This window comes from Streptomyces sp. NPDC037290 (assembly GCF_055603245.1).
On record NZ_JBVJVZ010000023.1, the window covers coordinates 46053 to 64024 of the forward strand.

Below are 17972 nucleotides of genomic sequence, written 5' to 3' on the forward strand. Positions count from 1 at the left end.
CCGCGCACACCGCCGGCCTACGACCGCCGTCCGCCCATCCCGGGCAGCTCCAGGAACCCCTCCGCGCGGGCGCTCGCCAGACCGATCCTCGGGATGTCGCTGCTCTTGGCGAACAGCAGGAAGCGCGGTTCCCAGACGGGGCGGTACTTGGCGTTGGCCCGGTAGAGGGACTCGATCTGCCACCAGCGGGAGAAGAACGTGAGCGTGGAGCGCCACAGGCGCAGCACGGGGCCCGCGCCGAGGCGGGCACCGCGTTCGAAGACCGAGCGGAACATCGCGAAGTTCAGGGACACCCGGTGGACTTCCAACTCCTTCGCGCGCAGCAGGAGTTCCACCACCATGTACTCCATCAGGCCGTTCTCGCAGTCGCGGTCGCGGCGCATCAGGTCCAGGGACAGGCCGTGCTCGCCCCAGGGGACGAAGCTGAGCAGGGCGCGCGGCTCGTCGTTCGCGTCGCGGCACTCCAGCATCACGCAGCGACCGTCCGCCGGGTCGCCGAGGCGGCCGAGGGCCATGGAGAAGCCGCGCTCGGTCGCGCCGTCGCGCCAGCGGTCGGCGCGGTCGATCAGGAGGGCCAGCTCGTCGGCGGGGATGTCCTCGTGGCGGCGGATGCGAACCGTGTAGCCGGCCCGCTTGACCCGGTTGTGGGCCTGGCGGACCACGCGCATGGCGCGGCCGTCGAGGGTGAAGTCGGCGATGTCCACGATCGCTTCGTCACCGAGTTCGAGAGCGTCCAGGCCGTGCCGGGCGTAGATCGTGCCGGCCTCCTCGCTCGCGCCCATGACGGCCGGGGTCCAGGCGTGCCGGCGGGCCTCGGTGAGCCAGGCGTCGATGGCGCCGGGCCAGGCCTCGGGGTCGCCGATCGGGTCGCCGGAGGCGAGGGAGACCGCGCCGACGACACGGTAGGTGACGGCGGCCTTGCCGGTGGGGGAGAAGATCGCGGCCTTGTCGCGGCGCAGCGCGAAGTAGCCGAGGGAGTCGCGGGCGCCGTGCTTGTCGAGCAGTCCGCGCAGTCGCTCCTCGTCCTCGGAGGTGAGGAGCCGGCGGCCGCGCGGGGAGCGGAAGCAGGCGTACAGGACCAGGCAGAAGGCCGCGGCGAGCAGGACATTGATGATGATGTCGACCCAGCGGGGCGCGTGCACGGAGTCGACCCGGTCGGCGAGCGGGCCGACGCTGATGCCGCGCAGCAGGGTGTAGGCCAGCTCGTCGAACAGGGTGGCACCGGTCAGGTTGTTGGTCGCGTGCACGAGCAGTGTGCCGACGCCACCGGTGACCAGGATGCCGCTGGCGCCGACGGCCAGCGCGAGCTTCGGGTTGGAGGGGTCGCCGACGGCGTTGAACTCCCGGCGGCCGACCAGCAGCGCGGCCACGAAGAGACCGGTGAGGGCGGTGGAGACCCAGTTGAAGACGTGGTCGCGGAACGGGTGCTGGGTGAGGGCGAGGACGTAGAGCACGAACAGGGGGCCGGCGAGCAGCAGGTTGACGACCCAGGCGGCCCGCTTGCCGCGCCGCATCACCAGCGCCAGGAAGATCGCCGCCGCCGCCGAGACCAGGCCGGCGGTGGCCAGGTACGGGGTGAAGAACTGACCCGCGTGGTGCGTGTGCGCGTGTACGTGGCGGGCGGTGAAGAGCTTGCCGTCGTTGTGCTCCTCCACCTCTTTGCGGAACGGCAGCGAGATCACCGCGATGATGTTGAACACGGCGATCAGCCGCAGGTACCACACGGTGCCGGAGGCTGCCGCCGAGCGAAGCCGGGGGCTGGGTGCGGGGATCCGGGACTCGCGGCGCGTACCGCGCTGGCCGGGGACCTTGGCGGCGGTCACAGTCGACGCTTCAGCGGGCATGGTGACTGGTCACCTTGGGTGGGAGGGACGGGGCAGACGCTTACCCTACAGTTTGTAGGGCAGTGTGCCTGTGCATCGGGAGCGTACCGGCATCGGCTCTTACTCACGCCCTTCCCGTGCCGTGCCTCTTACCCAACCCCTTCCCCCGTCGCGTCTCTTACCCCGCCCTTTCCCTGCCACGCCGGGCCGCCATCAGGTGCCAGGCCAGGTTGCCCACCGCCGCGCCGGCCGCGACCACGGCGACGATCACCCCGCCGGTCGCGAGACCGTCGCTGAACAGGTGCGGGCGCCGGTCGAGGCTGTGCAGACCGAAGCCGCACAGCTCGTACACGCCGACGGCGGCGACGAGCAGGCTGACGGCCAGCAGGGCCAGCGTGGGCGCGAGACTGCGCACGCAGACGTCCCCACCGGCTTCCGTTTCCGTGTCCTGCATGGGTCCCCCGATGAACAGACGTGTGAACGGGCGCGTGGCCGCCGGTGGTTGGGAACCTACAATACGTAGGGTCCGACCGGGTCGACGCCGTGCGCATGTACATCGGCGCGGACATGGAAGGCGTCACCGGGCTCGTGGACGCCGACGGCGTCCGGCCGGGCGGCCGGGACCACGAGCGCGGTCGTTCCATGATGACCGAGGACGTGAACGCGACCGTGCGGGGCGCGCTGGCGGCGGGTGGGCGGGCGGGCGTGCCCGTGCCGGCCCGCACCGACGACGTGGCGTGTGCGGAGGTGACGGCGTGGGACGCGTCGGGCGTCACGGTGCCCGTGACGTGCTCGTTCCCGCGGGCCTTCGGCAGGGGTCCGCTCAGTCCTCGCCGGTCCGCCCCGTGCGGCGGGCGTAGGCGCGGGCCGCGCGGGCGCGGTCGCCGCAGCGGGTGGAACACCAGTGGCGGCGGCCGTGCCGGAGCAGGTAGCGGTTGCAGGGGGCGGAGCCGCAGGCGGTGAGGCGGTCGGCGTCGGGGCCGGTGAGCAGGTCGGCGGCGTCGGCGGCGAGGCTTGCCAGGGCGTGCTCGACGATCTGGGTGACGGGGTGGGCGGCGGAGCGGTACAGGCCCCGCTCGGGGGACCAGTGCAGCAGCGAGGCGGCCGGGGCGAGGGTGAGCGCCTCGTTGACGGCGGCGAGGGCGTCGGCGGGGGCGGGGCGGCCCTCGACGCGGGCGGCGAGCAGCGTGCGGATCCGCTCCCGCAGGGCCCGCAGCCGGCTCGCGCACGTCTCGCGCAGGTCGGCACCGGCCGGGGCGAGCCCGCGGTCCACCAGCCAGCGCTGTGCCGCGGCGGGCGTGTCGAGGAGGTCGACGCGCTGTCCGCCGGGCAGGGCGACCGCGCTGTTGGCGAGGTCGAGGGCGGGGTGCTGCGCGGCGCCGGGCGCGGGCGGCGGGACCGGCTCGGCACTCTCCTCTGCGGGGATCACGGGGTTCACGGTTCTCATGGTACGGCTTGCGGTCATCCGTGAGGCAGGGGTAGCGTCTCTCACGGATGACACACACGCTATCCGTGAGGTGAGTTGGTATGGCCGCAACACCCTTCGCATCCCCCGCCCCCGTCCCCGCCGCCGAAGAGCGCATCCCCGTCCGCGTCCTCGGCGGCCCCACCGTCCTCATCGAGTACGGCGGACTCCGCTTCCTCACCGACCCCACCTTCGACGACCCCGGCGACTATCCGTCGCCCAGCGGCCGGACCCTGACCAAGACCGCCCCGCCCCGCACGAGCGCCGCCGGGCTCGGCCCCGTGGACGTCGTCCTGCTCTCGCACGACCAGCACGCCGACAACCTCGACCACTCCGGCCGGGCCGTACTCGCCGGCACCCCCCGCACCTTCACCACGCCCGCGGCGGCCGGCCGGCTCGGCGGCGCCACCGAGCCCCTCACCCCCTGGCAGTCCGTCGACCTGCCCCGCCCCGACGGCGGCACGGTCACCGTGACCGCCGCCCCGGCCCTGCACGGCCCCGAGGGCTCCGAGCCCTTCGTCGGCGAGGTCACCGGTTTCCTGCTCACCTCCGCCGACCTGCCCAGCGTCTACGTCAGCGGGGACAACGCCTCCCTGGAACTGGTCCAGGAGATCGCCGAGCGGTACGCCCCGGTCGACACCGCCGTCCTCTTCGCCGGCGCGCCCCGGATGCCCGCCCTCGACGACGCCCTCCTCGTGCTCGACGGCAAGGGCACGGCCACCGCCGCCCGGCTGCTCGGTGCCCGCCGGGTGGTACCGGCCCACTGCGACAGCTGGGCCCACTTCACCGAGGGCCGTGAGCACGTGGTGACGGCATTCGAGGAGGTGGGCCTGGCGGACCGGCTCCAGCTGGACTGACCGGCTCGCCGGCGGGTCAGGACCGTACCGACCGCCGGACTGGGCGCGGGCGGGGGTGCCGGCCACGAAGTGCACGAACATCTCCCCGGCGATCTCCGTCAGCGAGACCGGGGAGGCGCCCGCCGGCCGGTGACCGGCAGGCACCACCAGCACATGCCGGTCGTGATCGAGCACCACGGTCTCCAGGCCGGCCGCTCGCCCTGCGGCAGCCCGAGGAAGGCGATGGCCAGTTCCCCGCCGCGGACCGCCGCCGGCTCGTCCCACCCCGGCGCCGACTGGGTCTGCCTGAGTCCGCCGGCCGTACTGGAACCGGGCACACGGACCGGCCGCTGCCGGCGCGGCACGGACACCCTGCTCCTCGGCGCCGACGGCCGGTCGTGGATCAGCGCCGAGGACCTGGCGGTGGCGGTGCCGGACGAGCTGGAACGTCGGGGCCCGGACCGCCAGGTGACGGTCGTGCAGGACAGCGACCCGAAAGGGGCGCCGGGCCGTGTCCGACATGCGGCTGCCGCCGCGCGAGGGCGACCAGCCGGGGCGGCGCGGCGGACACCCGACGGCCTGTCCCGGCTGAACCCGGCGGGCGACCAACCGCTGAACCCGCGGGGCGACTAGTCGACGTCCACCGGACCGTCGTCGTCCGACGCCCGCTCCTTGCCCGAGCGCAGCTGGAGCAGGCCGTTGAGGTCGCCCCGGGTGCCCTGGCCGTCCTTGTCCTGGCCGCCGTTCAGGTTCTGCCGGACGGAGTCGAGGATGGTCAGGCCCTGGGACACCAGGCCGGCGGCGATCTCGCCGAGACCGTCCGCGCCGTTCAGGACGTTCACGTTGGCGCCGGACAGGCCGCCCGCGGCCTCCTTCACGATCTGCGGGAGCTGGTCGATGAGCATCCGGTCCAGCGCGACCCGGTCGTAGGAGGCGGCGGCCTCCGCCTGGATCTTCATGCGCTGGGCCTCAGCGGCGGCAAGGATCCTGACCCTCTCGGCCTCGGCCTCGGCGGGCTTGACGACCTCGGCCACCAGCTGCTTCTGACGCAGTTCGGCCTGGCGCTGAGCCAGCTCCGTCTGGGCGGACAGCACCTCCTGCTGCGCGTGCGCCTGGGCCAGCGGTCCGGCCTGCGCGGCCTGCGCCTGGGCGCGGTCCACCTCGGCCGAGTACTCGGCCTTGACGATGGCGGTCTGCCGGGCGTACTCCGCCTGCTTGCGGGCCGCCTCCTGCTCCGCCTCGACCGCGGCCTGGGTGGCCTGGGCCTGCGCGATCTGCGCCTGCCGCTGGATGGCCGCCTTGTGCGGGGCCGACATCGCGTCGATGTAGCCGGTGTCGCCGTCGTCGATCGACTGGATCTGCAGCGAGTCGACGATCAGGCCGATCTTCGCCATCTCCGTCTTGGAGGTGTCCAGCACCTCCGCGGCGAGCTTCTGCCGCTCGGTGACGATCTCCTCGACCGTCATCGAGCCGATGATCGCCCGCAGGTGGCCGGCGAAGATCCGGCCGGTGAGCACCGACATCTGCTCCTGGTCGGACAGGAAGCGCTGACCGGCGTTGATGATGCTCTCGTGGTCGTTGCCGACCTTGAACGCGATCACCGCGCGGACGTGCAGCGAGATGCCCTGCTTGGTCACACAGGTCTCGGTGACCTCGGCCTCGCACATCGACAGCGTGAGGAACCGGACCTTACGGAAGACCGGGAGCACGAACTTGCCGTGACCCGTCACCACTCGGAACGGCGCGCCCCCCAGTCCCCGCCGGCCCCCCGAGATCAACATCGCCTCGTCGGGAGCGGGAACGCGGTATCCGAACATGCTTGTACTCCTCAGCCTGCGCCGGCGGCCTGTCCGCCGAGCGCCTCCAATGGATCCACCCACTCGATGACGCCGACCTCGCGGCATCCCCGTGATTCGATCACGAGGACCGTGGCGCCCGCGGGCAGGGGATCCTCGGACCACGCCAGGAAGGTCTCGGAGCCGCCCCTGACCCGCACCAGGACCTCACCGGGGCCCGCGGCCCCCCGCGTCCCGATGAGCACCTTGCCCATGCAGCCGATCACGGCCTCGTCCTGCGGCATCACCGGCCGTCCTCCTCGTCCTCACCCCAGGATTCCGACGATAGACCCAGCGGAGCCGGGACCCAACGGGAAGGGCCGGACCCCTTCCCGGGCGGCGGGGACGTGCTCGGTGTCAGTCGTCGAGCGCCTGGTAGAGCGTGGTCCAGAAGTCGAGCATGAGCTGCACCGAGTTCGGGACGGACGCCCCGACCTGGGTGAGCAGGATTCCGGTGATCCCGTTCTCCGGGTCGGCGTAGGTCGAGGTGCCGCTTCCGCCGTCCCAGCCGAACTGGCCTATGGGTGCGTAGTCACCGCGGTAGGTGCGCACCGCCATCCCGAAGCCCCAACCGCCGTGCTGTCCCTGGCCGAAGGACACGTGGACGTTGTCGACGGCCATGGCGTGCCGGGCGGCCTGCTGCTCGGGCGTAAGGCGGTTGGTGGTCATCAGTTCCACGGCGGGCCGGGACAGGATCCGCTCGCCCCCGTGCACCCCGTGGTTCAGCAGCATCCGGAAGTAGGCGTGGTAGTCGTCGGCGGTGGAGACCAGCCCGCCGCCGCCACTCTGGAACGCCGGAGGCGCGCTCCAGCGTCCCCCCACGGCCTCGTCCCACACGGTGAACTCGCCGGTCCCCGGGTCGGGAGCGTAGAGGGTCGGCAGCCGGTCGATCCTGTCCTCGGGCACATGGAACCCGGTGTCCTTCATGCCCAGCGGGCCGAAGACGCGCTCGCGCAGGAACGACTCGAACGACTGGCCGGTGACCCTGGCGACGAGCACACCGACCAGGTCGCTGCTGATCTGGTACTGCCAGCGCTCCCCGGGCTGGTACATCAGCGGAAGCGTGCCCAGACGGCGCATCCACTCGTCCGGCCCGGGCATCGGCTCCGGGAGATTGGGCGTGAGCCCCTGCTCGAAGACGGCGTTCATGATCGGGGTGCCCAGCGTCGTCATGTCCATACCGAGCCCGAACGTGGAGGTCAGCACGTCCCTTACGGTGATCGGCCGCCGCGCCGGCACTGTTTCGTCCAGCGGGCTGTCGATCCGCTTCAGCACCTGACGGCCGGCCAGTTCAGGGAGCCACGGCTCCACCGGGTCGTCGAGGCGCAGCCTGCACTCGTCGAGCAGGACCATCGCCGCCGCGATCGAGACGGGCTTGGACGTCGAGGCCATCCGGAAGATCGTGTCCCGGCGCATCGGCGCGCCGCCGTCGTGGCGCGTCGTCCCGACCGTCTCGACATGCGTCTCGTCGCCCCGGCTGAACAGCGCGACCACCCCGGGGATCTTCCCCGACTCGACATGCCGTGCCAGCACGTCGCGCACGCGTTGCAGCCCTGTCTTGGAGAACTTGCCGTACTGGTCGGTGCGGTCCACGGACATGGTGGTGTGCTCCTTCGACTGAACGGACGGAGGGGGACCGCGGTTGGGTTCATGGATCGTCAGCAGCCGAGCCGGTCGGTGATCACGTCCGGCACCTGCCGCAGGTCGCGTGCCGTGCGGCCCCGCAGGCCGGTCTCGGCGATCCCGGCCGCGCACCCCGCGCTCACGCAGGGGCGTCCGGTCACGACCGGCCGCTCCGCCCACTCCTCATGCACGCTTGCCGGCCCCCTCCAGCTTCACGCGCTGATCCTAGAGGGGCCGGAGCGGACCGGCAGCGTGTTCGGATCATTCGGCCGCGGGTCCGGATGGGCCGTCAACTGACGGGCGGGCGACGCGAGTCGACGCGCCGCCGCCATCCGGCTCACCCTGGCCCTGCGCCGCCCGCGCCCACCGCTACGTGCGGTAGCGGAAGAGGATCCGGCCGCGCGTGAGGTCGTACGGGCTCAGCTCCACGAGGACACGGTCGTACGGCAGGATTCTGATGTAGTTCTTCCGGATCTTCCCGCTGATGTGCGCAAGCACCGTGTGCCCGTTCTGGAGCTCCACCGTGAAGGTGGCGTTGCGCAGGCACTCGACGACGGTGCCCTCGACTTCGATGCCTCCTGCCGCTTTCGTCATGTTCTCCCGCCTCTCCGGCCGGCGTGGGGCGTCAGCGGCACACCAACTCCAGGTTGCTGCTGACGCGCTGGGCGCCGATTCCGTCGAACAACGCGGTCGCCGCCTCGTTGGACTCGTTCACTTCGGCCGCTGCCGTTTCGATCCCGCCGCGGTGCAGCGAACCCAGCACGTGGGCCAGCAGTGCCCGGGCGATGCCGCGGCGATGCCGGCCGGCCCGGACCGCGATCAGCCCGATCCGCGGCAGCCGGGCCACCGGAGCGAGCCTGACCAGGCCCACGTACTGGCCGGCCACTGCTGCCACCGCGTACTTCGACGGGTCCACCACGGTGACCCCGCGCGGCCGGGGCAACACCTCGGCCGGCATCGCCTGCCATCCGACGGTGGCCTCGACCTCTTCGCGAATGGCACGGTCCAGCGCGCGCAGCGGGCCATCCTCCGCCTCGCCGGCGGGCACGATCGTCACGCCCGAGGGCGGCTGCACCGCATCGAGCCCCGTGACCCGCGGGTCGGTGGGCACGAGGTACTCCCACTCGCGGCGCCGGGTGGTGAACCCGGCCCGCTCCCAGCCGGACATCAGATCGCGGTCGGCCTCGTCGACCACCGTGTACAGCGGCCTGGGCAGCTCGGCCAGCATCGCGTCGGCGAGCCGGCCGAAGGCCGCGCCGTGCCACGCGTCGATGCTGATGAAGATCCGGCCGTCGGGCCTGGGTGAAACGTCACCGCAGCCGACCACCTGGCCGTCGGCCAGCGCTTGCCATTCCTGTTCCGCGACCCGCGCGACCACTACCGGGCGTTCGTCCACGCCCGCGGTGAAATGCACAGTATTCATTGGCGTCTGCCTCTCAGGAGAGCCTTGTGATCAGGCACTCCCGGCGACACCTACGTCAGTCGCCCGACCATGAAGGAAAGGGGGGAGCACCCATGGGACACAGCGTTCACGGGTCTCACCTCCTGATGACGGCTTCACGGTCGTCGGCACGCTATCAGCCGTGCGCGTCTCGCTCCACGCCTTTTCCGCAGACACCAGCGTGCGGCCACCGCCGTTGGTCGGCCCGGGGCTTACGCCGTCGGCGGCTCGGGGATGCGCCAGGTGATGCGGAAGCGCTGGTCCGGCGGAAGCCCGAATCTGCCCACCGGGCCGATCTCCTTGATGAGATAACCGAAGATTTGATGATGAGCCTCCTCGGAGAGCTCGTGCCAGGTGTCCGGGGTCGCGGTCATGATCTCCCGCATCAAGGACACGTCCGATTCGGCGCGCAGCATCTCGATGCGGTCCTCGCGGTCCATGGTCTCGTCGGCGTGCATGGCGCTGATCGACCGCTGAAGGAGGTTGGGCTCGACCGCCAGGCGCTGGAGTATCCGGTCGCAGCCGTAGCGGAAGGCCGTGTGCATTTCGACCGCTTCCTGGTCCGGATAGCGGTAGCCGAAGGGGCTGCCCTCCTCGGCGCCCAGGTAGTCGCCCTTCAGGGTTCGCAAGAGAGCGCGCAGAGCGAACTCGGCCCCGTTCTCCTCGATGAGGCGGACACCGACCTGCACCCATTCGTCCTCCGAGATCACAGGCTCGTGCGGCACCGCGAGCGACGGGGCGATCTCAATGGCATTGAACGGGTTGATCATCATGCCGACGACCGCCTCAGCGGTCCACTGCCCGTCATCCGTGCCCCACCCCTGTGACAGCGCCAGTTCCCGGGCCGACTTCATGCCACCCGGTTCTCCCTCCCGCACTGCACGCCACAGGGGCAGGAACCGCGCCACCTCGGCCGTCGGGTCCCGGGGTGGATCGACGCAGGCGGCGGCGAGTACCGCCACGATCGACTGCACGGTCTCCCAGCGCGGGACATTCAGGCCCTTCAGGGTCGTACGGACGCCCTCATGGCTGACGGCCGCCGGGTGGTCGCCCTCAGCGATCAGGGCGCTCACCTTTCGCATGCCGGGGCGGCCCGCCGCCCGGTGGAGCTCTTCCAGGGCGCGTACCAGCTCCTGGTGGGCTTCGTTCGGAAGAGAGACGGTGTCGGTGGTCACGAACGACAGACCCCCTCGGCCTTTCAGATGGCGGCCCGGACGGCCGTCAGATAGCGCCAAGAGCGTAGAAGTCGCAGGCAAAGTGCCACATGCCAGATTGCGCCAACTTCCCCCTCCCGGGCGTCAGACGACGACAAGCAATCGGAGGAGGCCCCGAGCATGGAGACAGCGTCGTGAGCGATCCGGCGCCGTTCCCAAGGAGTTGCCCCGTGCACATCCCCGACTATGCCCATGCCATGATCCGGTCCGCACTGCCGACTCGCCCCACCTCCCGCCAGGTGGGGGCGCTGGATTGCTGCCTCTGCGACAAGTCCTTTGAGGATCGGCCGCCCGTACCGCTCGGGCCGACTCCCGAGTCGGGACTGTTCGGCTGCCATCCCTGTCTGACCCGGTTGGTCGCGCGGGCACGGCGGGCCCGTGACGCCGCGCTGACCCAGGACGCCGAGCGGGCCCGAACGGAGTCCGCGGCCTGGCTGCCGGTGCGTGAACGGCATCTCGCCCGGCTCGACAGTGCGCGGCAGGCCGCGGAGGCCGTGGCCGGGCTGGCCCGGGACGGTGACATCGAGCCGCTGCGGGTCGCTTGGCTGCTGGTCTCGCTGGAGTCGGCGTACGCCTGGCTCCCGGAGGCGCCGGAGCCACCCACCTCTGCGGAGCGCGAGGACCCGGAGCTGAGGGACGAGGCGTTCCGGCTCGACCTGGCGATGATCACAGCGCGGGAGGCGGTGGCGGAACGGCTCGCCTATCACCTCATCAACGACTCGCAGCCCGAGGAACCGGAGATGTGTGAGGAGTTCGAATGCCCGGAAGGCTGCTCGGGACGTCATGACTCCTCACACATCGACTGTGGACCGGACGCCGTCTTCGAGGATCTGGCGAAGCACGGAATCACCGTGGAGCAGCCGGAGCCCGAACCCCTGGCGCCTCGGCTCGCGGCTCTCTTGGGAGGGACCGAGGCCGAGGAGGAGCACTCGCCGCTTCCGGACATCGAGGAGCAGGCCCCCGCTGTCCTGGCGCACTTCGGCATCGACGCTGACGACACGGACGCACTGGTGAGCGCGGCGGCGGTCGGGCTGGTGGCGGACGCCTGGCGCGAGGGGCCGCTGGACGTGATTCACGCGGCCGACGACGGGCCGAGCGACGGGGAGATCTTCGCGCAGAGCGTCGATCTGTACCGCAGGGCTCGGGCTGCGTTGGTGGCCGCACGGGACGACGGGCCCGAGGTGCTGCGCGCGTTCGTGGCTGTCGCCTCGGACGTGAACCTTCCGTGGGCCGGCGGTTCGCGCTTCGCGCTGCGGACGGTGTCCGAATCCGTGGCGGAGTTTGTCCAGCACGTCGACGACCGGGTCTGGTTCACCGCGGAGGTGATGCGCAAACAGGGCTGGCGCGCGGGGCTGCTGCACAGAGCCACTTCGGCTGCGTTCAAGGTTCCTACCTACTTCGGGATGCCGGGCTGGCCCGGCGCCGTCGCCTCAGCAATGGAGCGGCTCGCCGTGCTGGACAGGTCGGGCGCCCCCGACGCGTTGACAGACCTCGCGGCGGTGGAGGCCGCGTTGCGCGAAGCGCCCGACCGGCTGGGGGCAGACGCCCTCGACTGGATCTCCCGCCAGGCCCTGCTCGGCTAGCGCGCCACCCGGCCCGCCCGTCCACTGACGGGCCCGGGGTCGGGAAAGCCCTCGCACCAGGGCATACCTTCATCGCATCCGGCTCGCGGAGAGTCGGTGGGCGGCATTTTCCTGCGGGCCCCGGCACCCGTTGAAGCCGCACATGGGCGTGGTTCGACCCAACTCCGCATACTCGCCACGAACCGCGCACATACCTGGCACACCGTCTGACCACCGTTGCCGGCGACCTCGTCCACGTCAGAGTCGGTCGCGCGGTTCTGCAGATGCCCGAGCGCCGCGAGGCGGCCCAGTAGAAGGTAGAGGTCCCCGGGTGAAGTGGGACGAAGTGACCCTCGTCATCCTTGCTGTGTTCGGCTGCGTCACGCTACTGCTGGCGCAGATCAGCGAGGTGCTCTCGCGGCTGCCGCACATCATCCGCGCGTGGCGGCAGGTCCGGCACGAACTGAGCGCCGGCACGGATCCCGGCTGTCGGGATCACTCAACAAGGGTCACCGCCCCGGGCACCCCTGGGGTCGTCCCGAGCGATGGAGACCATACCTCCGAAGAGCCCGGAGCAGGGCGGGACGAGGGCTGATCCGGTCAGCGCGGCTGTGTCGTTTCAGCGGAGGAGCCAAGGGGCACCTTGGGAGGGCCTTGGGCCTTGGTGCGCCGGTGCGGCGCAGTTGGTGACCGGTCCTGGACAAGCCCGTCGAACCGGCCACCAACCCAAGTCCCCGACCCTCCTCAGAAGCGGTGGCTGCGGAGGTCGCCCAGCAGGGTGCCGAGTTGCTTCTCCTGCTCGGCGGCCGGCGCCGGCCGGATGTTGCCGTGGTCGATGGCGTACGTCTTGAGGACCTCGTCCATCTGGTGATCGAGCAGGGTCCAGGTCGTGTTGTCGACCGCCTGCAGCGAGGTGGCGTCGGCGTCCCAGTCGTCGCGCATCTTCTGCACGGTGGCGTGGGAGGCCGCGGCCGTCCCGGCCCGGTCCTGGGCGATCGCCGTCTGCGTGAGCTTCTCGTACTTCGCCACTGCCGCGGTCGTCTGCTTGCCGGTCATGGCCGCCTTTGGGCAGGCCGGCATCGTCTCGCTCTGACCGGTCGGGTCGCAGGTGACGTGGGGCTGGTTGTGGGCCCAGATCATCAGCGCGACGGTGCCGGCGGCGATCACCGCGAAGCCTCCGAGCGCGATGCGCTCCTTGCGCGCGTTGGTGACCGACGGCTCGTGCGCCGTCTCGGAGGTCCCGGCGACGTCCCTGCGGCTGATCGTCAGGTAGATGACCGTCGCCAGGATGGCGCCGAGGAAGATCAGGCTCGTGGCGAAGGTGCCCAGGCCGAGTCCAACCGGCTCGCCCGGGTTGGCCGCGACCTTCGGGGAGGCGAGCCAGTCACCGATGTTGGCGCCGAGCGGGCGGGTGAGGATGTAGGCCAGCCAGAACGAGAGAACCGGATTGGCGCCGAACTTCCACAGCGCTGTGATCGACGCGATGAGGCCCAGCGGCAGGAACACCGACTGCGCGGGCGTCCAGTTGGTCAGCTCCAGCGTCCAGTCACCGAGGGCGGTGCCCAGCGCGAACGTCACCAGGACGGTCAGCCAGTAGAACGCCTCGCGCGGGAAGGTCGTGATGCTGTGGATCGACAGGGTCCGCTCGCGCAGCCACCAGACCCCGAAGACGAGGGCCAGCAGGAGTGAGAACACCGTCGAGCTGAGCCACAGCGGGACCTGTTGCGCATCGGTGAGCATGTCGGTGTACAGCGTGCCGGTGACACTGACCACCACGACGGTGAGCCAGTACGGGAACGGGATGTAGCGCTTCGTACGGAACTGGATCGCCAGCACGATCGCGAAGACCGCGGTGAACAACAGCATGGTGTTGGTCAGGCCGAAGCCCAGCGTCTCGTTGATGTAGTCGGCGAAACTCTCGCCGACGGTCGTGCAGAGGATCTTGATGATCCAGAACCAGACCGTGACCTCGGGCACCTTGTTCAGCAGGAGGCTGCCCGCGGAATGACGAGGGGTCGCGGCAGTCGTCGAAGTTGTCATGTAATCCTCACATGGAGCGGGCGGCAGCACAGAGGGGCGCCCCTCACGGCTGCGGAACGGTGACTGTCCGCACAGGGGCGGACAAACGCGGCCTCGGGCCCCAGGAAGGTGCCGATACCTCTCAGGGAGCCGCCGGGATCAGACGTTCGGCCGGAAAGGCCCGGCCCCTAGTCGGCCCAAAGGAATTCGTGGCGCCAATTCGAGCCCCGGTCGGCTGAGTTGGCCGGAACTCCGGGAAATTCAGGCGTTTCATGGGTCATACCGCACGACTGTGCCAGCGGGAACCTGAACACATCCTGACTGCTGGCGCGCTCCGCTCACCCCGTCTGGCTGCGGTGCCGGCAATGAAAAGGGCGAGGCCCGAAGGCCCCGCCCAAACCTCACGAAACCCCAGCTCAGGGCCAAACAAGGCAATACGGCTGGTGCCCCGCCTCATGCAGCCGGTGCGAGAAGTCCTGCCACTCGTGCAGCAGCTGGTACACGTTGAACGCGTCGCGCGGGCCGCCGCGGTCCGGGACCGTCGACCAGATGAAGGCCGCCGCGCCGACCGCTTCCTCGCCGATGCCGCGCAGGGGGTCGACGACGGTCATGGGGAGCTTGACGACCGCGTAGTCGGGGTGCAGGACGACCAGTTCCAGGGGCGGGACCTTGTGCAGGGGGACGCCCTCGATGCCGGTCAGGACCATCGCGGCCATCGTCTCCGGCTTGATCTTGGTGAACATGCCGTTCATGCCCAGCTCGTCGCCGCCGAGCTCCTCGGGGCGCATCGAGATGGGGACGCGGGCCGCGGTCGCGCCGTCCGGCGCGCCGAAGTATTTGTACGTCACCCCCACCCGACCACCCTTCCTGCTCCCCGCCGTCAGGCGGTCGTCCCGGTCGTCGAACCGGCGGTCGGTCGGCCGGTCGAGCTGGCTCTCCAGCTGCCGGTCGATCCGCCGGTCGTACCGCTCGGGCTCACTCGGTACACCCTGTGTCTGACGTGCGTCGCTCTGCCGTGCTTCAGTCGATTCCTCCGCGTCGCGCCGGTGCCTTCCCCGCCGGGCACGTCGAGGACCCAGGTCATCAGTCCCCTCGCCCAGTCCGCCACCGCGATGCATATCTCCACCCGACTGCTTTTCTAGGACGCGTGGCCCCCGCCGCGCAACCCGATCATCGTGTCAGTGACCTCCCCCACGGCCGCCCGCCGAAACGTGCGGTGGAACAACAGCGCGCGGGTTCTCTTCCGGCCTCTGATCATTACGTGCGTAAGAGCTGTGTGTATCAGGTCTCAGTCTCGCAGATGGCGGATGGCGGCGCTTGGATCTTGGGACGCGGCGCCTGGACCCCGAGGCGGGCCACGCGTCCGCCGGGTCGCGGCCTACCCTGAGGAGGTCACCCAAGCACCGGAGTCCGAGAAGCCGGAGAAGCAGCAGGTCATGAGTGCCCTGAGCGAAACGCCCTATCCCTACGACGCGCCCGCCTCCCAGGCGCTCTTCGACCGCGCCTCCGCCGTCACGCCCGGCGGTGTGAACTCGCCGGTGCGCGCCTTCCGCGCAGTCGGCGGCACGCCCCGCTTCATGGCGTCGGGGAAGGGGGCCTACCTGACCGACGCGGACGGCCGGGAGTACGTCGACCTCGTCTGTTCCTGGGGACCCATGATCCTCGGGCACGCGCACCCCGAGGTCATCGCCGCCGTTCAGGAGGCCGTCGCCCGCGGTACGTCCTTCGGCACGCCCGGTGAGGGCGAGGTCGCGCTCGCCGAGGAGATCGTCGCCCGGGTCGAGCCGGTCGAGCAGGTGCGGCTCGTCAGCAGCGGGACCGAGGCGACCATGTCCGCGATCCGGCTCGCCCGCGGGTTCACCCAGCGGTCCAAGGTGATCAAGTTCGCCGGCTGCTACCACGGGCACGTCGACTCGCTGCTCGCCTCGGCCGGCAGCGGGGTCGCGACCTTCGCGCTGCCCGACACCCCGGGTGTCACCGGCGCCCAGGCCGGCGACACGATCGTGCTGCCGTACAACGACCTGGAGGCCGTGCAGGAGGCCTTCCACCGGCACCCGGGTGAGATCGCCTGTGTGATCACCGAGGCCTCGCCGGGCAACATGGGCGTCGTGCCGCCGGACCCCGGGTTCAACCAGGGGCTGAAGGACGCCTGCAGGAAGAACGGCGCCCTGTACATCTCCGACGAGGTCATGACCGGCTTCCGGACCAGCCGCGCCGGGTGGTACGGCATCGACGGGGTCAAGCCGGATCTGATGACCTTCGGGAAGGTGATGGGAGGCGGCTTCCCCGCGGCCGCGTTCGGCGGGCGGGCCGATGTGATGGCCCACCTCGCCCCCGCCGGGCCCGTCTACCAGGCCGGCACCCTCTCCGGGAACCCCGTCGCCACCGCCGCCGGTCTCGCCCAGCTGCGGCTGCTGGACGACGCGGCGTACGAGACGGTGAACGCCGTGTCCGCGCAGATCCAGTCACTGGTCACCGAGGCGCTGAGCAAGGAGGGTGTCGCCCACCGGGTGCAGACCGCCTCCAACATGTTCTCGGTGTTCTTCACCGACCGGCGGGTGCGCACCTACGAGGACGCCAAGCGGCAGGAGTCGTACCGCTTCACGGCGTTCTTCCACTCGCTGCTGTCGAACGGCGTCTACCTGCCGCCGTCGTCCTTCGAGTCCTGGTTCGTGTCCACGGCCCACGACGAGCGGGCCATCCAGAAGATCGCCGACGCCCTTCCGGCGGCGGCCCGGGCGGCTGCGGAGGCCACCGCGTGAGCACCAGCAACGGCAGCAGGGACAAGGACGTCACCGTCATCCACGTCATGCGGCACGGAGAGGTCGACAACCCAGACGGGGTGCTGTACGGGCGGCTGCCCGGATACCACCTGTCCGAGCTGGGCCGGCAGATGGCCGACCGGGTCGCCGAGCACCTCGCCCCGCGGGACGTCACCCATGTCTGTGCCTCGCCGCTGGAGCGGGCCCAGGAGACGGCCACGCCGATCGCCAAGGCGCACGGTCTGGACCTGGACACGGACGAGCGGCTCATCGAGGCCGACAACGTCTTCCAGGGCAAGACCTTCGGGGTGGGGGACGGCGCGCTGCGCCGGCCCGAGAACTGGAAGCACCTGGTCAACCCGTTCAAGCCGTCGTGGGGCGAGCCGTACGTCGACATCGTCGTACGGATGATGGGCGCGCTGAACGCGGCCAAGGACCGGGCGCGCGGGCACGAGGCGGTGCTGGTCAGCCATCAGCTGCCGATCTGGATCGTGCGGTCCTATGTCGAGCGGCGGCGGCTGTGGCACGATCCTCGCAAGCGGCAGTGCACCCTCGCCTCCCTGACGTCTTTCACCTATCTGGGCGACAGGATCGTGTCGGTCGGCTACAGCGAGCCCGCCATCGATCTCGTCCCGGCCCATCTGCGGGCCGGTGCCACGCCGCAGAAGGGCACGGGCACCGCCCAGGGGAAGGCTTTCGGGGCCTGAGAACAGGGTTTCTGACGGTCCGTTTAGTGTCGCTTAGGACTCTTTTTCGGTACCCGTTACGAAAACCATACAAATTTACGGAACCTCCCCGATCCTCGCGCCCTCTGACTGGGTGACCACTCAGCAGGCGCGACGATCGGGGATCTCCATGCGCACCGTCTCCCGGACCCTCTCCCGCAGGGGAATGCTCGGCCTCGGCGCGGGCGTGGCGGCCGCCGCCGGCCTGGCCGGCTGCGGGAGTTCCACGTCATCGGACGGCGCCGGGCAGGGGGACGGTTCCGATCAGGGGAAGAACGCCGAGGGCGGCGTGCGTCCGGCGGGCCGTCCGATCGGGGACGGCTCCACGTCGTTCACGGGCAAGCAGCCGCACCAGCCGGCCAAGCCCGAGCCGCTGGAGGCGGGTCAGACCCCGCCGCAGTTCGTGATCTTCTCCTGGGACGGCGCCGGCGAGGTCGGCAACGGGCTCTTCCCGCGCTTCCTGGACCTCGCCAAGCAGCACGGCGCGAGCATGACGTTCTTCCTCTCGGGGCTGTACCTGCTGCCCGAGTCGAAGAAGCGGCTGTACCTGCCCCCGAACAATGCGCGCGGTGCCTCCGACATCGGCTACCTCACCGACGAGCACATCAAGGCGACGCTCACCAACGTGCGCCGGGCCTGGCTGGAGGGCCACGAGATCGGCACCCAC

18 protein-coding genes and 2 pseudogenes are annotated in these 17972 nt (G+C 70.7%); 8 read left to right on the top strand and 12 right to left on the bottom strand.

Translation table 11 applies throughout. The features are described 5' to 3' along the window. Positions 1 to 17: 17 nt before the first annotated feature. Together ACZ7HQ_RS38685 and ACZ7HQ_RS38690 are read right to left on the bottom strand one after the other, a co-directional pair. Positions 18 to 1844 (bottom strand): phosphatidylglycerol lysyltransferase domain-containing protein, encoded by a 1827-nt coding sequence (locus ACZ7HQ_RS38685; protein WP_471000257.1) that lies wholly within the window; start codon positions 1842 to 1844, stop codon positions 18 to 20. A gap of 157 nt (positions 1845 to 2001) precedes the next feature. Beyond that, entirely contained in the window at positions 2002 to 2277 is a 276-nt protein-coding gene (locus ACZ7HQ_RS38690; protein WP_471000259.1) for a hypothetical protein, read from the bottom strand. An 89-nt stretch (positions 2278 to 2366) separates the two neighbouring features. On the opposite strand from ACZ7HQ_RS38690, the pseudogene ACZ7HQ_RS38695 reads away from it, so the two are divergent. Next, positions 2367 to 2516, top strand: a pseudogene (locus ACZ7HQ_RS38695) (M55 family metallopeptidase); the annotation flags it as partial. A gap of 130 nt (positions 2517 to 2646) precedes the next feature. On the opposite strand, the gene ACZ7HQ_RS38700 reads toward ACZ7HQ_RS38695, so the two are convergent. Next, a complete protein-coding gene (locus tag ACZ7HQ_RS38700) occupies positions 2647 to 3270 on the bottom strand; it encodes a CGNR zinc finger domain-containing protein (protein WP_471000262.1) in 624 nt (207 codons plus the stop codon). 80 nt (positions 3271 to 3350) lie between these two features. Here ACZ7HQ_RS38700 and ACZ7HQ_RS38705 point away from each other — a divergent pair, with 80 nt between their 5' ends. After that, a complete protein-coding gene (locus tag ACZ7HQ_RS38705) occupies positions 3351 to 4145 on the top strand; it encodes an MBL fold metallo-hydrolase (RefSeq protein ID WP_471000265.1) in 795 nt (264 codons plus the stop codon). 129 nt (positions 4146 to 4274) lie between these two features. Continuing rightward, the gene (locus ACZ7HQ_RS38710) at positions 4275 to 4757 is read left to right on the top strand and encodes a hypothetical protein (RefSeq protein WP_471000268.1); all 483 of its coding nucleotides are present in this window, start codon (positions 4275 to 4277) and stop codon (positions 4755 to 4757) included. Here the strand turns inward: ACZ7HQ_RS38710 and ACZ7HQ_RS38715 are convergent. The 7 genes from ACZ7HQ_RS38715 to ACZ7HQ_RS38745 all read right to left on the bottom strand — a co-directional run bounded on the left by ACZ7HQ_RS38715 (position 4754) and on the right by ACZ7HQ_RS38745 (position 10198). Then, positions 4754 to 5941 carry an SPFH domain-containing protein gene (locus ACZ7HQ_RS38715; RefSeq protein WP_471000272.1) on the bottom strand — a complete coding sequence of 396 codons (1188 nt, stop codon included), beginning with the start codon at positions 5939 to 5941 and terminating at the stop codon, positions 4754 to 4756. The genes ACZ7HQ_RS38710 and ACZ7HQ_RS38715 overlap by 4 nt on opposite strands. A gap of 11 nt (positions 5942 to 5952) precedes the next feature. Next, positions 5953 to 6204 (bottom strand): hypothetical protein, encoded by a 252-nt coding sequence (locus ACZ7HQ_RS38720; protein WP_471000275.1) that lies wholly within the window; start codon positions 6202 to 6204, stop codon positions 5953 to 5955. 112 nt (positions 6205 to 6316) lie between these two features. Further along, positions 6317 to 7558 carry a serine hydrolase domain-containing protein gene (locus tag ACZ7HQ_RS38725; protein WP_471000278.1) on the bottom strand — a complete coding sequence of 414 codons (1242 nt, stop codon included), beginning with the start codon at positions 7556 to 7558 and terminating at the stop codon, positions 6317 to 6319. 59 nt (positions 7559 to 7617) lie between these two features. Continuing rightward, a complete protein-coding gene (locus ACZ7HQ_RS38730) occupies positions 7618 to 7743 on the bottom strand; it encodes a hypothetical protein (protein ID WP_471000281.1) in 126 nt (41 codons plus the stop codon). A 208-nt stretch (positions 7744 to 7951) separates the two neighbouring features. After that, entirely contained in the window at positions 7952 to 8176 is a 225-nt protein-coding gene (gene infA / locus ACZ7HQ_RS38735; RefSeq protein ID WP_471000284.1) for a translation initiation factor IF-1, read from the bottom strand. Between the two features lie 31 nt (positions 8177 to 8207). Continuing rightward, positions 8208 to 9005, bottom strand: coding sequence for a GNAT family N-acetyltransferase (locus tag ACZ7HQ_RS38740; protein ID WP_471000287.1), 798 nt, complete (start codon positions 9003 to 9005; stop codon positions 8208 to 8210). Positions 9006 to 9235: 230 nt separating this feature from the next. Further along, the gene (locus ACZ7HQ_RS38745) at positions 9236 to 10198 is read right to left on the bottom strand and encodes a hypothetical protein (RefSeq protein WP_471000290.1); all 963 of its coding nucleotides are present in this window, start codon (positions 10196 to 10198) and stop codon (positions 9236 to 9238) included. A gap of 209 nt (positions 10199 to 10407) precedes the next feature. Here ACZ7HQ_RS38745 and ACZ7HQ_RS38750 point away from each other — a divergent pair, with 209 nt between their 5' ends. Beyond that, positions 10408 to 11820, top strand: coding sequence for a hypothetical protein (locus tag ACZ7HQ_RS38750; RefSeq protein ID WP_471000293.1), 1413 nt, complete (start codon positions 10408 to 10410; stop codon positions 11818 to 11820). A gap of 310 nt (positions 11821 to 12130) precedes the next feature. After that, positions 12131 to 12394 carry a hypothetical protein gene (locus ACZ7HQ_RS38755; RefSeq protein WP_471000295.1) on the top strand — a complete coding sequence of 88 codons (264 nt, stop codon included), beginning with the start codon at positions 12131 to 12133 and terminating at the stop codon, positions 12392 to 12394. A 149-nt stretch (positions 12395 to 12543) separates the two neighbouring features. Here the strand turns inward: ACZ7HQ_RS38755 and ACZ7HQ_RS38760 are convergent, their stop codons facing one another. Then, the gene (locus ACZ7HQ_RS38760; RefSeq protein ID WP_471000298.1) at positions 12544 to 13839 is read right to left on the bottom strand and encodes a COG4705 family protein; all 1296 of its coding nucleotides are present in this window, start codon (positions 13837 to 13839) and stop codon (positions 12544 to 12546) included. A gap of 395 nt (positions 13840 to 14234) precedes the next feature. After that, a complete protein-coding gene (locus tag ACZ7HQ_RS38765; RefSeq protein WP_471000301.1) occupies positions 14235 to 14936 on the bottom strand; it encodes a hypothetical protein in 702 nt (233 codons plus the stop codon). A gap of 327 nt (positions 14937 to 15263) precedes the next feature. Between ACZ7HQ_RS38765 and hemL the strand changes: the two genes are divergently transcribed. The 3 genes and pseudogenes from hemL to ACZ7HQ_RS38780 form a co-directional block, all read left to right on the top strand. Then, positions 15264 to 16580, top strand: a complete 1317-nt coding sequence (hemL, locus tag ACZ7HQ_RS38770) for a glutamate-1-semialdehyde 2,1-aminomutase (RefSeq protein ID WP_471000305.1) — start codon at positions 15264 to 15266, stop codon at positions 16578 to 16580. Positions 16581 to 16627: 47 nt separating this feature from the next. Next, complete coding sequence (locus tag ACZ7HQ_RS38775; RefSeq protein ID WP_471000308.1) at positions 16628 to 17287, top strand: histidine phosphatase family protein; 660 nt, start codon at positions 16628 to 16630, stop codon at positions 17285 to 17287. 148 nt (positions 17288 to 17435) lie between these two features. Further along, positions 17436 to 17972: pseudogene (locus ACZ7HQ_RS38780) on the top strand (hypothetical protein); the annotation flags it as partial.

What these genes read in the sequence shown, in the direction of transcription:
- ACZ7HQ_RS38685 (WP_471000257.1), bottom strand. Translation starts at nt 1,844, where the DNA reads ATGCCCGCTGAAGCGTCGACTGTGACCGCCGCCAAGGTCCCCGGCCAG.
- ACZ7HQ_RS38690 (WP_471000259.1), bottom strand. Translation starts at nt 2,277, where the DNA reads ATGCAGGACACGGAAACGGAAGCCGGTGGGGACGTCTGCGTGCGCAGT.
- ACZ7HQ_RS38715 (WP_471000272.1), bottom strand. Translation starts at nt 5,941, where the DNA reads ATGTTCGGATACCGCGTTCCCGCTCCCGACGAGGCGATGTTGATCTCG.
- ACZ7HQ_RS38775 (WP_471000308.1), top strand. Translation starts at nt 16,628, where the DNA reads ATGCGGCACGGAGAGGTCGACAACCCAGACGGGGTGCTGTACGGGCGG.
- ACZ7HQ_RS38705 (WP_471000265.1), top strand. Translation starts at nt 3,351, where the DNA reads ATGGCCGCAACACCCTTCGCATCCCCCGCCCCCGTCCCCGCCGCCGAA.
- ACZ7HQ_RS38720 (WP_471000275.1), bottom strand. Translation starts at nt 6,204, where the DNA reads ATGCCGCAGGACGAGGCCGTGATCGGCTGCATGGGCAAGGTGCTCATC.
- ACZ7HQ_RS38765 (WP_471000301.1), bottom strand. Translation starts at nt 14,936, where the DNA reads ATGCATCGCGGTGGCGGACTGGGCGAGGGGACTGATGACCTGGGTCCT.
- ACZ7HQ_RS38725 (WP_471000278.1), bottom strand. Translation starts at nt 7,558, where the DNA reads ATGTCCGTGGACCGCACCGACCAGTACGGCAAGTTCTCCAAGACAGGG.
- ACZ7HQ_RS38760 (WP_471000298.1), bottom strand. Translation starts at nt 13,839, where the DNA reads ATGACAACTTCGACGACTGCCGCGACCCCTCGTCATTCCGCGGGCAGC.
- ACZ7HQ_RS38740 (WP_471000287.1), bottom strand. Translation starts at nt 9,005, where the DNA reads ATGAATACTGTGCATTTCACCGCGGGCGTGGACGAACGCCCGGTAGTG.
- infA (WP_471000284.1), bottom strand. Translation starts at nt 8,176, where the DNA reads ATGACGAAAGCGGCAGGAGGCATCGAAGTCGAGGGCACCGTCGTCGAG.
- ACZ7HQ_RS38700 (WP_471000262.1), bottom strand. Translation starts at nt 3,270, where the DNA reads ATGAGAACCGTGAACCCCGTGATCCCCGCAGAGGAGAGTGCCGAGCCG.